General features: G+C 70.9%; 12 protein-coding genes. 6 read left to right on the top strand and 6 right to left on the bottom strand.

The annotated features are described in order from the left end of the window. Positions 1 to 97: 97 nt before the first annotated feature. The 3 genes from LCC91_RS10765 to LCC91_RS10755 form a co-directional block, all read right to left on the bottom strand. Complete coding sequence (locus LCC91_RS10765; protein WP_043698024.1) at positions 98 to 772, bottom strand: 7-cyano-7-deazaguanine/7-aminomethyl-7-deazaguanine transporter; 675 nt, start codon at positions 770 to 772, stop codon at positions 98 to 100. Between the two features lie 175 nt (positions 773 to 947). Then, on the bottom strand, positions 948 to 2,363 hold the full coding sequence (gene radA / locus LCC91_RS10760) for a DNA repair protein RadA (RefSeq protein ID WP_043698027.1): 1,416 nt from the start codon (positions 2,361 to 2,363) through the stop codon (positions 948 to 950). Between the two features lies 1 nt (position 2,364). Further along, a complete protein-coding gene (locus tag LCC91_RS10755) occupies positions 2,365 to 2,985 on the bottom strand; it encodes a YqiA/YcfP family alpha/beta fold hydrolase (RefSeq protein WP_043698121.1) in 621 nt (206 codons plus the stop codon). A 24-nt stretch (positions 2,986 to 3,009) separates the two neighbouring features. On the opposite strand from LCC91_RS10755, the gene rodA reads away from it, so the two are divergent. From rodA to LCC91_RS10735, 4 genes are all read left to right on the top strand, one after another. Next, positions 3,010 to 4,167 (top strand): rod shape-determining protein RodA, encoded by a 1,158-nt coding sequence (rodA, locus tag LCC91_RS10750; protein ID WP_043698030.1) that lies wholly within the window; start codon positions 3,010 to 3,012, stop codon positions 4,165 to 4,167. 206 nt (positions 4,168 to 4,373) lie between these two features. After that, a complete protein-coding gene (gene tldD, locus LCC91_RS10745; protein WP_043698033.1) occupies positions 4,374 to 5,846 on the top strand; it encodes a metalloprotease TldD in 1,473 nt (490 codons plus the stop codon). Positions 5,847 to 6,104: 258 nt separating this feature from the next. Then, entirely contained in the window at positions 6,105 to 7,241 is a 1,137-nt protein-coding gene (locus tag LCC91_RS10740) for a 3-deoxy-7-phosphoheptulonate synthase (RefSeq protein ID WP_143897310.1), read from the top strand. 289 nt (positions 7,242 to 7,530) lie between these two features. Next, positions 7,531 to 7,851 carry a hypothetical protein gene (locus tag LCC91_RS10735; RefSeq protein ID WP_143897352.1) on the top strand — a complete coding sequence of 107 codons (321 nt, stop codon included), beginning with the start codon at positions 7,531 to 7,533 and terminating at the stop codon, positions 7,849 to 7,851. On the opposite strand, the gene mpl is transcribed toward LCC91_RS10735, so the two are convergent. Then, positions 7,845 to 9,353: a UDP-N-acetylmuramate:L-alanyl-gamma-D-glutamyl-meso-diaminopimelate ligase gene (mpl, locus tag LCC91_RS10730; protein WP_143897311.1), complete on the bottom strand. Its 1,509-nt coding sequence runs from the start codon at positions 9,351 to 9,353 to the stop codon at positions 7,845 to 7,847. The genes LCC91_RS10735 and mpl overlap by 7 nt on opposite strands. Positions 9,354 to 9,409: 56 nt before the next feature. Between mpl and LCC91_RS10725 the strand changes: the two genes are divergently transcribed. Together LCC91_RS10725 and LCC91_RS10720 are read left to right on the top strand one after the other, a co-directional pair. After that, a complete protein-coding gene (locus LCC91_RS10725) occupies positions 9,410 to 10,027 on the top strand; it encodes a hypothetical protein (RefSeq protein WP_043698040.1) in 618 nt (205 codons plus the stop codon). After that, positions 10,024 to 10,545 carry a TlpA disulfide reductase family protein gene (locus tag LCC91_RS10720; protein WP_043698043.1) on the top strand — a complete coding sequence of 174 codons (522 nt, stop codon included), beginning with the start codon at positions 10,024 to 10,026 and terminating at the stop codon, positions 10,543 to 10,545. Before LCC91_RS10725 ends, LCC91_RS10720 begins: the two co-directional genes overlap by 4 nt. A 35-nt stretch (positions 10,546 to 10,580) precedes the next feature. Here the strand turns inward: LCC91_RS10720 and LCC91_RS10715 are convergent, their stop codons facing one another. Beyond that, positions 10,581 to 13,001, bottom strand: coding sequence for a sensor domain-containing protein (locus LCC91_RS10715; RefSeq protein WP_143897312.1), 2,421 nt, complete (start codon positions 12,999 to 13,001; stop codon positions 10,581 to 10,583). Further along, positions 12,998 to 14,278: an HD-GYP domain-containing protein gene (locus LCC91_RS10710; RefSeq protein ID WP_224440922.1), complete on the bottom strand. Its 1,281-nt coding sequence runs from the start codon at positions 14,276 to 14,278 to the stop codon at positions 12,998 to 13,000. Before LCC91_RS10710 ends, LCC91_RS10715 begins: the two co-directional genes overlap by 4 nt. Between the last annotated feature and the right edge of the window lie 148 nt (positions 14,279 to 14,426).

Genomic DNA, 14,426 nt, shown 5'->3' with positions numbered 1-14,426 from the left:
TCTCGGGCACGTGCGCCGCCACCGGCGGCGCAGGGGTTGGCAAAAAACAATCCCCCAAGTGTAGCGACTCGCGCCCTGTGTGCGGCGCCCGGGCGCGTCAGGCTGCGCGCACCGGTGCCGGGGTGGGCGGTGCGAGCCAGCGCAGCAGCGCGCGCAGCGTGACGCCATACAGCGGCAGCAGCGCCACCAGGCTGAAGGCGAGCTTGGTCAGGTAGTCGACGGTGGCGATTTCCACCCAGTGCTCGGCCATGAACGCGTCGCTGCTGCGGTGGAACGCCACCGAGAAGAACACGAAGGTGTCCAGCAGGCCCCCGACCACGGTGGATGCGGCCGGCGCGACCCACCACTGCGGCAGGCGCCGCAGCCAGGTGAAGACCGTGATGTCGGCGAGCTGCCCGATCACATACGCGACGAAACTCGCCAGCGCGATGCGAAAGACAAAGCCATTGAACTCGCCCAGCGCCGTCCAGCCATTGAAGCGGCCTTCGAAGAACAGCACCGAGACGACGTACGACGCGACCAGCGCCGGCACCATCACGCGCGCGACGACGCGCCGTGCGGCCGGCGCGCCGATCAGGCGCACGGTCAGGTCGGTGATGACGAAGATCAGCGGGAACGTAAACGCCCCCCACGTCGTGTGCACGCCGAACAATTCGAACGGCAGCTGCACGAGATAGTTGCTGGCGATGATGACGGCGATGTGCAGGGCCACCAACGTGGGCAGCCCGAGCCAGCCGGGCCGCTGGCCGGCGCTCGAGAGGGTCGAGGTCATGACGGCGTCCTTTTTTTGATGGATGGGGTGAGGGAACCCATCGGGATGGGGCAGCAATGATAGCGCACGGCCGCGTGCCACACGCGGGTGACATCCGGCGCTGGCGGGGGGTGACGAGGGGGTAAACCGCAGGATACCGCTGGCCCCCGGGGGGGGGCGCGTATCCCACTGCGCGCTATCCCCACGCGCGCACGATGTCGAGCGCCTGCTCGATGCGCTCGACCGGGTGCACTTCCATCGCCGCCAACAGCTCGCGCGTCGCGGCGTCGGGCTTGCGCGGCACGTTGGCCGCGGGTACCAGCGCGACACGAAAGCCGAGCTTGGCCGCCTCGCGCAGCCGCTCCAGCCCGCGCGGGGCCGGGCGCACCTCGCCCGCCAGCCCCACTTCGCCAAAGGCGACGAAACGCTGGGGCAGCGCCCGCCCACGCAGCGACGACTGAATCGCCAGCAGCACGGCCAGATCGGCCGCGGGCTCCGCGATGCGCACACCGCCCACCGCGTTGACGAAGACATCCTGGTCGGCGCACGCCACGCCCGCGTGCCGGTGCAGCACCGCCAGCAGCATCGCCAGCCGGTCGCGCTCCAGCCCGACCGACAGCCGCCGCGGCGACACGCCCCCCGCGTCGACCAGCGCCTGGATTTCCACCAGCAACGGGCGCGTGCCCTCCAGCGTCACCAGCACGCAGCTACCGGGCACGGGTTGCGCGTGCTGGCTCAGGAACAGCGCGCTCGGGTTGCTCACGCCCTTCAAGCCCCGCTCGGTCATCGCGAAGACGCCCATCTCGTTGACGGCGCCGAAGCGGTTCTTGATCGCGCGCACGAGGCGAAAGCTGCTGTGCGTGTCGCCCTCGAAGTACAGCACGGTGTCGACCATGTGCTCCAGCACGCGCGGACCGGCCAGCGCTCCTTCCTTCGTCACGTGCCCCACCAGCACCAGCGTCGTGCCGTCGCGCCCGCCGTCGCCGCCTGCCTTGGCCAGCCGCGTCAGGTGCGCCGCGCACTCGCGCACCTGCGCCACCGACCCCGGCGCGGAGCTGAGCTGCTCGGTGTAGACGGTCTGGATCGAATCGATCACCGCCACCGCGGGGCGCTCGCGCTCCAGCGTCGCGAGGATGCGCTCGAGCTGGATTTCCGCCAGCACCGGCACCTGGCTGTCGGCCAGGCCCAGGCGGCGCGCGCGCAGCGCGACCTGCGCGCCGCTCTCCTCGCCGGTGACGTACAGCGTCGGCAGCCCCGCGCGCTGCAGCGCGTCCAGCGCCTGCAGCAGCAGCGTGGATTTGCCGATGCCCGGGTCGCCGCCGATCAGCACCACCGCGCCGGCGACGATGCCACCGCCCAGCACCCGGTCCAGCTCCGGCAGCCCGGTGGGCGTGCGTTGCACGTCGGCGGCCTCGATCTCGGCCAGCCGCGCCAGCGTCCCGTGGCTGGCCAGCCCCTGGCGCAGGGCGCTCAGGCGGTGCTTGCCGGCGACCGGCTCGGCCACCGTCTCGACCAGCGTGTTCCACGCCCCGCAGTGCGGGCACTTGCCGAGCCAGCGCGGGCTGCTGCCGCCGCACTCGCTGCAGGTGTAGATCGTTTTGTCCTTGGCCATGTCAGCGCGCGAGCCGCAGGTGGTCGATGACCGCGTCCAGGTGATCCGCGAAGTCCGACAGCGCGTGGTCGCTGCCGGGCACGATGTGATGAGGGCTGCCGGGGTAGCGCGCCACCATCTCGCGCCAGTCGAGCACCTCGTCGCCGGTGGCCGCGACCAGCAGCACGCGCGCCGGGTCGGGCAGTGGGCTGACCACCAGTTCGCGCAGCTCCAGTACGTATTCCGGGCGGAAAAAGAACCGTTCCTCCGGGTCGTGCCAAGCGGTTTGCTCGCCGATGTGGGCGGCGAGGTCGCGCGCCGGGTCCACCGCGGGGTTGAGCAGCACCGCGCGGCAGCCGGTCAGCGCTGCCAGCCGCGTGGCATAAAACCCGCCGAGCGACGAGCCCACCACCGCCATCGCCGCGCGCGGCCAGTCGGCCACCGTCTGCTCGATCAGCGCCCACGCCGCGGCGGGCGACGGCGGCAGTTGTGGGCAGCACCAGGTCACGCGCGGGTGGTCGCGCGCCACCCGCGCGGCCATCATCTGCGCTTTGAACGAGCGCGGCGACGAGCGGAACCCATGCAGGTACAGCAGGTGCGTCACGGTCGCGGGGTCGGGGGGCAGGGCGGCGACGGTCGTCATGCCGCGCAGCATAATCCAAGCCCCATGGCTGCTGTGCTGCAAAAACCCCCGCTGCGTGCCCGCCTCGCGCCGCTCGTGCGTGGCTACGACGGGCAGTTTCTGCTCGCGGCTGCGGTGCTGGCGCTGCTCGGCCAGTTCATCATGGTGTCGGTGGCGTACGACATCCCGGGCCGCGTGGCGGACCACGCGCGCAACCTGCTAATCGCCGTCGTGGTCATGGTGGTGGTGGCGCAGGTGCCGCCGCAGCGCCTGCAGTCGCTGGCGGTCCCCACCTATGTCGTCGGGGTCGTCTTGCTGGTCGCGGTGGAGCTCATCGGCGTGACGCGCAAGGGGGCGCAGCGCTGGCTGGATCTGGGCGTGATCACGATCCAGCCCAGCGAGCTGATGAAGATCGCGATGCCGCTGATGCTGGCGTGGTGGTTCCAGCGCCGCGAGGGGCGGCTCGCGCCGGTGGACTTCGTGGTGGCGGGCGCGCTGCTCGCGCTGCCGGTGGGGCTGATCCTGCTGCAGCCGGACCTGGGCACCGCGCTGCTGGTGCTGGCGTCGGGGCTGTTTGTGATCTATTTTGCCGGCTTGCCCTGGCGGCTGATCGTGCCACCGCTGCTGCTGGGCGTGGGGGGCATTGTCGTGCTGGTCGTCATGGAGCCGCAGTGGTGCGCGCCGGGCGTGGACTGGGTCGTGCTGCACGAGTACCAGCGCCAGCGCGTGTGCACACTGCTCGACCCGACGCGCGACCCGCTGGGCAAGGGGTTTCACATCTTGCAGGGGCTGATTGCGATCGGCTCTGGCGGGCTGTGGGGCAAGGGGTTTCAGTCCGGCACGCAGACGCACCTGGACTTCGTGCCCGAGCGCAGCACGGACTTCATCTTTGCCGCGTTTGCCGAGGAGTTCGGTTTCGTCGGCGTGCTGGCGCTGCTCGGGGCGTATGCCTATTTCATCGCGCGCGGGCTGCTACTGGCCTCGGAGGCGTCCACGCTCTTCGGGCGGCTGCTGGCCGGGGCGCTGATCCTGGTGCAGTTCGTCTACGCGTTCGTCAACATCGGCATGGTCAGCGGCATCCTGCCCGTGGTGGGGGTGCCGCTGCCGTTCGTCAGCTACGGCGGTACGGCGATGGTGACGCTGGGCGCGAGCCTGGGGCTGATGCTGTCGGTGGGCCGCTACAAACGGCTGATACCCGGTTGAGGCTGCATCGGGTGCCAGTGAGCGGCGCGCAGGACTCACCGGAACCAATCGCCGCGCCGGCGCGTGTTGCGTCGGCATCTGCTGCGGATGCTTGGCTGTTGCCTTGGGGGGACGCAATGTCGCTGGTTCTCGGTGCCTGCCGCGATGGCACCCCGCGGTAGGCGGTTTTCCCAGCACGATAGCCCGCCCCTGCCTACAATCGCCGCATGATCGCGATCGAACCCACTTTGGAGCGCCTGGCCACGGCGCGCTCGCTGCTGCTCGACCCGTATGGGCTGGACGAAGGCCACCTGCGCCGCGCGCTGTCGGCCATCCTGGCGCCGGGCGTGGACGATGCGGATCTGTATTTCCAGTACACGCGCAGCGAAGGCTGGAGCCTGGAGGAGGGCATCGTCAAGACCGGCAGTTTCAGCATCGACCAGGGCGTCGGTGTGCGCGCGGTCAGCGGCGACAAAACGGCCTTCGCATACTCGGACGACTTGTCGTGGGCCGCGCTGCGCGAGGCGGCCGAGAGCGTGCGCGCCATCGGCCGCCAGGGCGGCAGCCAGACCGCGCACGTTGGCCGGCGGCGCCCGCGCACGGCCGTGGCGCCGTCGCGGCAGCTCTATGCCCCGCACGATCCGATCGGGACGCTCGACAGCGCGGCCAAGGTGGCGCTGCTGGAGCGCGTGGAGCGCATGGCGCGTGCGCGCGACCCGCGCATCGTGCAGGTGATGGCGGGCCTGGCGGCGGAATACGACGTGGTGCTGGTGGCGCGCGCCGACGGGGTGCTGGCCGCGGACGTGCGGCCGCTGGTGCGCCTGTCGCTCACCGTCATCGCGCAGCAGGGCGAGCGGCGCGAGGTCGGCTCCTCCGGCGGCGGTGGCCGCGTCGGGCTGGAATATTTCGACGAGGCGCGGCTGGTCGCGTACGTGGACGAGGCGGTGCAGGCGGCACTGACCAACCTGGAATCCCGCCCGGCCCCGGCCGGCGAGATGACCGTGGTGTTGGGCCCCGGTTGGCCCGGCGTGCTGCTGCACGAGGCGGTGGGCCACGGGCTGGAGGGCGACTTCAACCGCAAGGGTTCGAGCGCGTTTGCCGGCCGCATCGGCGAGCGCGTCGCCGCCAAGGGCGTCACCGTGCTGGATGATGGCACGCTGGAGGGACGCCGCGGCTCGCTCAACGTCGACGACGAAGGCTGCGCCACGCAGCGCAACGTCCTGATCGAAGACGGCATCCTGCGCGGCTATCTGCAGGACCGGCTCAACGCGCGCCTGATGGGGGTGGCCCCCACCGGCAACGGGCGGCGCGAAAGCTACGCCCACCTGCCGATGCCGCGCATGACCAACACCTACATGCTGGCCGGTGACCGCGACCCGCAGGAGATCGTCGCCAGCGTCAAGCGTGGCCTGTACGCGACGCAGTTCGGCGGCGGGCAGGTCGACATCACCAGTGGCAAGTTCGTCTTTTCCGCCAGCAGCGCGTGGTGGGTGGAGAACGGCCGCCCGGTCTACCCGGTCAAGGGCGCGACGATCATCGGCAGCGGGCCGGAGGCGCTCAAGCGCGTCGTGATGATCGGCAACGACCTGGCGCTCGACAGCGGCATCGGTACCTGCGGCAAGGAGGGGCAAAGCGTCCCCGTCGGGGTCGGGCAGCCGACGCTGCGGCTCGATGGCCTGACCGTCGGGGGTACTGCCTGAGCGGCGCGCGGACTGTGGCGCGCGCGCGACGCCGATCGCCGTCACCGGTGCCCGTTGTCAGCCCCGTGTCATCGGCCCTGTGGTAGCATGTTCGCCATGCAGATGCGCGCCTTTTACTTTGGCTACTTTTGGTTCTCACGCGTCACCGACGGCAGAGAGGATTGAAAGCGCCCAAAGACAAGGCCCCCAACACTCCCAACCGTCGGTGACCCCACCGGCGGTTTTTTTTCGCCCTGTTTTCCAACAAAGGAGCCATCCATGAGCCCCAGCCCCAACAAGGCCAGCAGCACCGACGTCTGGTATCCGCACCCGGCCGACCGCACCAGCCAGACCGACGACCAACGCATCGAGGACATCACCGTGCTGCCGCCGCCCGAGCACCTGATCCGCTTCTTCCCGATTCGCGGCACCGCCATCGAAAAGCTCATCATGCACACACGGCGGGCCATTCACCACATCTTGCACGGCAAAGACGATCGCTTGCTGGTCATCATCGGGCCGTGCTCGATCCACGACCCGGCCGCGGCGATGGAGTACGCGCGGCTGCTCAAGGAGCAGCGCGACCGCCACGCCGACACGCTGGAGGTGGTGATGCGGGTGTACTTCGAAAAACCGCGCACGACGGTGGGCTGGAAGGGCCTGATCAACGACCCGTACCTGGACGAGAGCTTCCGCATCGACGAGGGGCTGCGCATCGCGCGCCAGCTGCTCATCGAGATCAATCGGCTGGGCCTGCCCGCGGCGAGCGAGTTTCTCGACGTCATCAGCCCGCAGTACATCGCGGACCTCATCTCGTGGGGCGCAATCGGCGCGCGCACGACCGAAAGCCAGGTGCACCGCGAGCTCGCGTCGGGCCTGAGTGCGCCGATCGGCTTCAAAAACGGGACGGACGGCAATATCCGCATCGCCACCGACGCCATCCTCGCGGCGAGCCGCCCGCACCACTTCCTCTCCGTGCACAAGAACGGCCAGGTGGCGATCGTGCAGACCAAGGGCAACCCGGACTGCCACGTGATTCTGCGCGGCGGCAAGCTGCCTAACTATGACGCCGAGAGTGTGCGCATCGCCTGCCAGCAGCTGGCGGATGCCAAGCTGCCCGCGCGCGTGATGGTCGATTGCAGCCACGGCAACAGCCAGAAGCAGCACGAGCGCCAGATCGACGTCGCGCGCGACGTCGCACAGCAAATCGCCGGCGGCTCGCAGCAGGTGTTCGGCGTGATGGTCGAGAGCCACCTGCGCGCCGGAGCCCAGAAGTTCACCCCGGGCAAGGACGACCCCGCCAAGCTCACGTATGGGCAGAGCATCACGGACGCCTGCATCGACTGGACGCAGTCGGTGCAGGTGCTGGAGCTGCTCAGCGACGCGGTGCGGGCGCGGCGCGCGCACCGCAAGTAAGCCCCGATGCCCCCGCGTATGGCGGTGTTCGCGGGGTGTCGCCTGCCGCACCGCCGTATACCGGTCCCCGTGTGCGCAGGGTGGGTTCGCCAACGCCACCGCCGAATCCACCCCTTCCTCCCGTCCCGGTGTGCGCAGGGTGGCGGCAACGCCACGGATTGCGCCCCGGTGCGCACCTGCCCCGTCCTCGCGTGCGGGGAGGCGATGGCGTTGCGTTCGGCGCCCCCGCCCCCCCGTGCGGTATCGGGTGTAAGATGGATCGCCCCGACCCTTGATTTGGCAGACCACCATGCGCAGCCACGTGATCGTTCACTTTGGCCCGGAACAGGAGTACACGCTGGACCTCGACGAGGTGCAGCCGATGCCGCACGACCTCGCGCGCGGCTGGCTGGATCAGCAGTTCACCGAGCTGGGCTGTGAGCCGCTGCGCCTGAGCGGCAAGGTGCTGACTGCGGACAAGCTGCTCGCGGTCGCTCAGGCGGTGGGCCCCGAGCGCTTTGCCAATTCTGCACATCGCCCGTGGGCGATGGTGTACGCCCGCGCGGCCAGCAGCCTGCTGGGCAAGCCGGTCGTCAAGGTGGACGTGCCGGCGCTGACCGTCGGTTATTGAGCCGCCGGCGCTGTCGCCGGTGCCGCCCCGGCGGTGTCGGCGGCGCGCGCTTCCAGCGCGGCCACCAGCCGCGCGTGCACGCCACCGAACGCCCCGTTGCTCATGCACAGCAGGTGGTCGCCCGGTCGCACCGCCGCCATCACCTGCTGCACCAGCGTGTCGATGTCCGGCGCGACCTGCGCGCGCACGCCCAACGGCGCCAGCGCCGCCGCGGCGTCCCAGTCCAGCCCGCCCGCGTGGCAAAACGCGAGCGCCGTCCCTTCCAGCGCCCACGGCAGCTGGTCTTTCATCGTGCCGCGCTTCATCGTGTTGGAGCGCGGCTCGAAGATGGCGACAATCCGCTCGTGTGCGCGCCCATCGCGCGCGAGCCGCCGGCGCAGCCCGTCGATCGTCGTGCGCATCGCCGTGGGGTGGTGGGCGAAGTCGTCGTACACCGTGACGGCGCCGCCCGGCAGCGCGACGCGGCCGCGCACCTCCAGTCGCCGCCGAACATTTTGAAACGCCGCCAGCGCCTCGGCGGCGGCGGCTGGCGCCACGCCCAGGTGTTCGGCCGCGGCGATGGCCGCCAGCGCGTTGAGCTGGTTGTGCACGCCGGCGAGCGACCAGCGCACCCGCGCCACCGGTTGGCCAGCGCGCCAGACGGTGAAATCCTCCGGCTCGCCCTCGGCCGTGTAGTCGCTGTTGGCGGCACCAAAAGTGCGCAGCTCGCTCCACAGCCCTTGGTGCAGCACGCGCGCGAGGCTCTCCTCCAGCCCGTTGGCGATGACCCGTCCGCTGGCCGGGACAGTGCGCAGCAGGTGGTGAAACTGCCGCTCGATCGCCGCGAGGTCGTCGAAGATGTCGGCGTGGTCGAACTCGAGGTTGTTGAGCACCGCGGTGCGCGGCCGGTAGTGCACGAACTTGCTGCGTTTGTCGAAAAACGCGGTGTCGTACTCGTCGGCCTCGATGACGAACGGCGTGCGCTCGCCGTCCGTGGGCAGACGCCCGAGCCGCGCCGACACGCCAAAGTTCAGCGGAACCCCGCCGACCAGAAAGCCCGGGTGCATCCCCGCGTGCTCCAGGATCCACGCCAGCATCGCCGTCGTCGTCGTCTTGCCGTGGGTGCCGGCGACGGCCAGCACGTGGCGGCCGTGCAGGATGTGCTCGCCCAGCCACTGCGGGCCGCTGGTGTAGCGCGCGCCGCTGTCGAGAATCGCCTCCATCAGCGGAAATTTGGGCGAACCGTCCGGCCCGCGCGCGCGGCTCACCACATTGCCCACGACGAAGACGTCCGGCCCGCGCGCGCGGCTCACCACATTGCCCACGACGAAGACGTCCGGCCGCAGCGCGAGCTGCTCCGCCCCGTAGCCCTCGATCAGCTCGATGCCGAGCGCGCGCAGCTGGTCGCTCATCGGCGGGTAGACGCCGGCGTCGCAGCCGGTCACGCGGTGGCCCGCCTCGCGGGCCAGTGCGGCCAGCCCGCCCATGAAGGTGCCGCAGATGCCCAGAATGTGGATGTGCATCCCGGCATTATCGCGGGCGGGCGACGCCGTTTCGGCCGATCGCCGACAATGCAAGCATGGACGACGACACGCAACGCGAGCTGGCCGCGGTGGCGGCCGCGCTGATGGTAGACGAGGGACTGGAGGTGCGCCGGGCGGTGCAACGGGCGCTCGCGCAGCTGCGCCTGCCGCCGCGCACGCCCACCCCCGGGCCGGCGTTGCTCGACGCCGCGGTGCGCGAGCACCTGGCGATCTTCCACGCCGACACCCAGCCGGCCGAGCTGCGCGCGCTGCGCGAGACGGCGCTCGCATGGATGGAGCGGCTCGCGGATTTTCAGCCGCACGTCGGCGGCGCGGTGTGGCACGGCACGGCCACGCGCCGCTCGGACATCCACCTGCAGCTCTTCACGGACGACCCGAAGGCGGTGGAGATCGCGCTGATCAACGCGGGCGTGTCGTACGACACGCAAAGCGCGCGCGGGCTGCACGGACGCACCGCCGAGGTGTTGACGCTTGCGGTGCGCTGCGACGGCCTGGGCGAGACGGTTGGGCTGCACCTGTGGGTCAACGATACCAACGCGCTGCGCGGTGCCCGCCTGCCGGATGCGCTGGGCCGGGTGCCGCGCGGCAGCGCGGCCGAGTTGCGGGCGCTGCTGGCGCGTGCGGATACCGATGCCGAAAAGGACGCGACATGATGCAACGACGCGCGTGGACGGTCGGCGTCGCGGCGGCGGCCGCCGCTGCGGGGGCCGGGGTGGCGTGGTGGCGCCTTACCCCACGCGAGGCGGCGGCCGATGCCGAGACCACGCTGTGGGCGATGACCTGGGAGCGGCCCGAGGGCGGGACGCTGGCGGCGGCGGATTTCCGCGGCCGGCCGCTGCTCGTCAACTTCTGGGCCACGTGGTGCCCGCCCTGCGTGGAGGAGCTGCCGCTGCTGGACCGTTTCTATCGCGAGCGGCAGGGCAGCGGCTGGGTGGTGCTGGCGCTCGCCATCGACCAGCCCAGCGCGGTGCGGCAGTTCCTGCAGCGCCAGCCACTGTCGTTTCCGGTGGGGCTGGCTGGCTTTGGTGGCACCGAACTCGCGCGCGCGATGGGCAACGCCACCGGCGCGCTGCCGTTCAGCGTGGTACTGGACCGCGCGGGGCGCATCGCCCAGCGCAAGCTGGGGCAGGTGCACGCGCAGGACCTGCGCGCCTGGGCCGACGCGATCTGATCCGCCGGCAGCCGACGGCTCCGGGGGGCGCGGACCTAGCCGGCGGTGCCGGCGCCGGGAACCCCGTCGAGGTGCGCGCGCAACGCCGCCGCCGGCATCGGCCGGGCGAACCAGAACCCCTGGCAGTGGTCGCAGCCGAGCGAGCGCAGCCGGTGCAGCTGCTCGGCGCGTTCCACCCCCTCGGCGACCACCTCCATCGCCAGCGCGTGACCCATCTGCACGATCGCGGCGACGATTGCGGCGTCGGCCTCGTCTTCGGGCATCGCGGCAATGAAGGTGCGGTCGATCTTGAGCCGGTGCAGCGGGAAGCGCTTCAGGTACGCCAGGCTCGAAAACCCCGTGCCGAAGTCGTCCAGCGACAGCGTCACGCCCAGCGCCGCGAGTGAGCGCAGCTTGGCCAGCGCCTCCTCGGCGTCGCGGATCAGGATCGACTCGGTCAGCTCCAGCTCCAGCAGCCGCGGTGGCAGCCCGTGCCGCTGCAGCGCCTGTGCCACATCCTGCACGAAGTGCGGTTGCTGGAACTGCAGCGCCGAGACGTTGACCGCCACTTGCAGCGGTCGGCCCTCGGCGGCCCAACGGGCGGCCTGCGCCACCGCGGTGTCCAGCACCCACGCCCCCAGCGCGGCGATCAGCCCCGTCTCCTCGGCGATCGGGATGAAGGCGCCGGGCATCACCAGTCCGGTGCCGGGCCGGTGCCAGCGGATCAGCGCCTCACAGCCGTCTATCTGGCCGGTGCGCACCGTGACCCGCGGCTGGTAGTGCAGCTCGAATTCGCCGCGGTGCAGCCCTTCGCGCAGCGCGTGGTCGGTCTGCACGCGCGCAAGCAGCTCCGTGCTCATCTGCGGCTGATAGAAGCGGTAATGCCCCTTGCCGCGTTCCTTGACCTGGTACATCGCCGTGTCGGCGCAGCGAATCAGCGCGTCGAGCGACGTGCCATCCTGCGGGTACATCGCGATGCCGATGCTGCAAGACAGCGTGAACTGCATCTCGTCGATCGTCACCGGCTGGGTCACGGCAGCGATCATGCGTTGGGCAGCCTTTTCCGCGGCGCCCTGGTCGGCGGCGTGCAGGTGGATGACGAACTCGTCGCCGCCCAGGCGCGCGAGCGTGTCGGTCTGGCGCAGGCAGCGCTGCAGCCGCGCCGCCACTTCGACGAGCACCTGGTCGCCGAACAGGTGGCCCAGCGAATCGTTGATACTCTTGAAGCGGTCCAGGTCCAGAAAGAGCAGCGCAAAGCCGTCGCCGCTGCGCTGGGCGAGCCGGATCGCGTGCCCGACGCGCTCGTCCAGCATCAGCCGGTTCGGCAGCCCGGTCAACGGGTCGGTGTAGGCGAGCTGCTCGATGCGGCGCTGCGCCTCGAGCTTTTCCGACAGATCCTTGGCGAACAGCACCGTGTTGAGGACGCGGCCGCCGTCGTCGCGCAGCAACACCCACGAGGTCCACAGCGGCACCCCGGGGCCGCTGTCACGCCGCAGCCAGAGCTCGCTCTCCCAGTAGCCCTGCTGCGCAAGGGCGGCATCGCGTTGCGCGGCCCAGTCGGGGTTGCGGGCCGATTGCAGCAACGCGTCGACCGGGTCGCCCTGGGCATCTCCGGGCCCCAGACCGGCGAGCCGCTGCGCGGCCGGGTTGCAGGCCACGATGCGCCGCGCCGCGTCGGTGACGATGATCGCGTCCAGGCTGGACTCGAACACCTGGGCCGCCAGCCGCAGCTTGGCCTCGGTGGCGGCGCGTTCGGTGATGTCGCGAAACACGTACACCCGCCCGATCGGGCGTCCGCGCGCGAGCTGCGGCCGCGAGGCGCGCTCCAGCAGCCGGCCGTTGCGCAGCGGGATCAGGTCGTGCGCCTCCCGCAACGGCGAGCGCTGCAGCTCGTTGAGCCGCGCCTGGAAACCCGCCGCATCCGGCACGCACGCCGCCAGGTGCCCCCAGACCGCGGCGTCGTCGGGCTGCGTCAGCAGCGCCTCCGGCAGCGCCCACAGCGTGGCAAAGGTGCGGTTGAAAGCGCGGATGTGCCCGTCGAGGTCGCACACCAGGATGCCGTCCGAGGTGGACTCGAGCGCCGCGCGCAATTCGGCCAGCAGCGTTTCCAGGTGCTGCCGCGTGCGCTCGGCGGCGTGGAGGTCCTGCATCGCCACCAGCACCTGGGGCGCGCCCCCGTTGGGGTGGATGGGGCTGAAGCGCCGCTGCACCCGCAGCAGCGTGCCGTCGGCGCGCCGCAGCGAGGTTTGCGACTCCAGCGTCTGCACGATGCCGGCCTGCCATTCGTCCCAGTAGGTGGCGTCCTGGGGTTCCGGCAGCCACTCCCGGATGCGGGAGCCGACCATCGCCTCGCGCTGGCTGCCCGCCAGCCGCACCGCGGCGGCGTTGACGGAGACGATGCACTCGCTGGCCGGGTCCACCACCAGCACGGCTTCCAGCAGCCCCTCGGTGAGCGGCGCGCAGTGCAGAATGCTCATGGCCCATCCCCCCTCGTCGCGTCGTCGGCGCGCAACGCCCGCTCGAAGAAATAGTAGTAGCGCGGGCGTGGTTCCAGGTAGTCCAGCGCGGCGCGCGGCAACTGGTCCGCGCGCAGGCTGCGCTGAATCGACAGGTCCGGGGTGGTCTGCAGGTCGAGCAGTAGCGCTTCGCTGCGCGGCACGCGCGGATCGTGCACGAGTACGCGCGGTTTGAGCGGCCGCGCGGCGTTGACCGTGTGCACCTGCGCATAGCGCCCGTCGCTGAGCTGCACGATCGACCCCGGGGGGTACACCCCCAGCATGCGGATGAAGGCGCTGAGCGTCGGCGGATCGAACCGGGCCTTCTGCATGGCAAACAGGTGCGCCAGCGCCTCGTGGGGCGTCAGCGCGCGCACCGGGTTCGGCGGGTTGCACAGCCCGTCGTAGCGGTTGACCAGCGCCAGGATGTGCGATGCCGTCCCCATCTCGCTGCCCGCACAGCCGCGCGGAAAGCCGCTGCCGTCGGCGGCTTCGTGGTGCTGCGCGATTGCCAGCAGCGCCGTCGCGTCCAGCCCCATCGCGCGGCCCAGCGCCACGCCGTGCGCGACGTGCTCCTCGTACGCCTTGAGCTGCGCGGGCGTGAACGCCTCGTCCTTGAACCGTACGATGTCCGGCAGGCGGGTCTTGCCGACGTCGTGCAGAAAGGCCGCCACGCCGAGCGACTGCAGCGCCGCCGCGTCCAGCCCCATCGCGCGCCCGAGCAGCAGCGACAGCACCGTCACGTTCATCGCGTGCTGCGCTCCGCGCTCGCCCTGCACGTCGCCCAGCAGCCGAATCGCGGACTCACCCTGGGTGTCCATCGCGGTGAGGATGGCGTCGATGCCGTTGCGTGCCTGCTCGCCCGCCGCCAGCGGGTCGTGCTCGAGGGTGTCCAGCACCGCGCGGTAGCGCCGCGTGCCCTCCGCGTACTGGCGCTCGCACAGGGCGAGCGTGCGGCGCTGATCGGCCAGCGCCCGGGCGCGCGCTCGCGCGGCCTCGGTGGCGGGGTCGGGTGCCGCGTCCGCGGGGGCTGCGACGGAGGAGCTGCTCGCGGCCGTCGTCTCGGTCGTCTGGACCTCGTCGAACTCGCTGCGCGCGGGGTCGATGCGCACACGGCTCAGTCCCAACCCCCGGATGGTGTCGATCTGTCGCGGCGAGGTGATGCGGAAATGGTTGCGCGGAAACGGATGCGCCATCCAGCCCAGGTCGAGCAGGACAAAGTGTCCAACCCGCAGATCCGACACAGGGATCAGTGGCAAGGTCGGTTCAGGCACGTTCCGAATCTCCGAAAAATACGTCTTCAGGAGGCTGATTATCGCGACGAAGACCCGAAACAAGGGGGACAATCGCACCATCCGTCCGCGGCCGGCACTTCTGCTGGCGCGGGCGATCACGCCCCACCCGCCC

The organism is Tepidimonas taiwanensis (assembly GCF_020162115.1).
Classification (GTDB): Bacteria; Pseudomonadota; Gammaproteobacteria; order Burkholderiales; family Burkholderiaceae_C; genus Tepidimonas; species Tepidimonas taiwanensis.
The sequence above is the reverse complement of the archived record's forward strand: the minus strand, read 5'-3'. Positions and strand labels throughout refer to the sequence as shown.

What these genes read in the sequence shown, in the direction of transcription:
- rodA (WP_043698030.1), top strand. Translation starts at nt 3,010, where the DNA reads ATGGCTGCTGTGCTGCAAAAACCCCCGCTGCGTGCCCGCCTCGCGCCG.
- radA (WP_043698027.1), bottom strand. Translation starts at nt 2,363, where the DNA reads ATGGCCAAGGACAAAACGATCTACACCTGCAGCGAGTGCGGCGGCAGC.
- LCC91_RS10725 (WP_043698040.1), top strand. Translation starts at nt 9,410, where the DNA reads ATGGACGACGACACGCAACGCGAGCTGGCCGCGGTGGCGGCCGCGCTG.
- tldD (WP_043698033.1), top strand. Translation starts at nt 4,374, where the DNA reads ATGATCGCGATCGAACCCACTTTGGAGCGCCTGGCCACGGCGCGCTCG.
- LCC91_RS10735 (WP_143897352.1), top strand. Translation starts at nt 7,531, where the DNA reads ATGCGCAGCCACGTGATCGTTCACTTTGGCCCGGAACAGGAGTACACG.
- LCC91_RS10755 (WP_043698121.1), bottom strand. Translation starts at nt 2,985, where the DNA reads ATGACGACCGTCGCCGCCCTGCCCCCCGACCCCGCGACCGTGACGCAC.
- LCC91_RS10765 (WP_043698024.1), bottom strand. Translation starts at nt 772, where the DNA reads ATGACCTCGACCCTCTCGAGCGCCGGCCAGCGGCCCGGCTGGCTCGGG.
- LCC91_RS10720 (WP_043698043.1), top strand. Translation starts at nt 10,024, where the DNA reads ATGATGCAACGACGCGCGTGGACGGTCGGCGTCGCGGCGGCGGCCGCC.
- LCC91_RS10740 (WP_143897310.1), top strand. Translation starts at nt 6,105, where the DNA reads ATGAGCCCCAGCCCCAACAAGGCCAGCAGCACCGACGTCTGGTATCCG.
- mpl (WP_143897311.1), bottom strand. Translation starts at nt 9,353, where the DNA reads ATGCACATCCACATTCTGGGCATCTGCGGCACCTTCATGGGCGGGCTG.
- LCC91_RS10715 (WP_143897312.1), bottom strand. Translation starts at nt 13,001, where the DNA reads ATGAGCATTCTGCACTGCGCGCCGCTCACCGAGGGGCTGCTGGAAGCC.